This is a genomic window from Gilvimarinus sp. 1_MG-2023 (assembly GCF_030548285.1).
This window is the reverse complement of the sequence record NZ_JAUOSC010000280.1, coordinates 1-390: the sequence shown is the minus strand read 5'-3', so window position 1 is coordinate 390 and position 390 is coordinate 1. Positions and strand designations below refer to the sequence as shown.

Below are 390 nucleotides of genomic sequence, written 5' to 3'. Positions count from 1 at the left end.
GGTCGGGATGATGGATCCGCCTCGCGCGGAAGCAATAACCGCCATTGCGGAATGCCACAGCGCGGGGATTCGGGTGAAAATGATTACCGGGGATCACACCAAAACCGCCGCCGCCATCGCCAAACAGATCGGTTTGCACAATGCAGACAAGGTACTGACAGGGGCAGATCTGGATGATTTGAATGATGCCGCTCTGAGTCAGGAGGTGCTGGACTGCGATATTTTTGCCCGAACAAGCCCGGAACATAAATTACGCTTGGTAATTGCATTACAAACCATCGGTATGCGCGTGGCCATGACGGGTGACGGAGTAAACGATGCGCCTGCACTGAAACGTGCAGACGCCGGTATCGCGATGGGGCAAAAAGGTAGCGAAGCGGCCAAGGAAGC

At 55.4% G+C, this 390-nt stretch carries 1 protein-coding gene; it reads left to right on the top strand.

Annotated features, from left to right (window positions below; translation table 11 throughout):
• Positions 1–73 precede the first annotated feature (73 nt).
• Positions 74–390 (top strand): HAD-IC family P-type ATPase (locus tag Q4563_RS16790; RefSeq protein WP_303605300.1); only part of this gene is annotated, 317 nt, incomplete at its 3' end.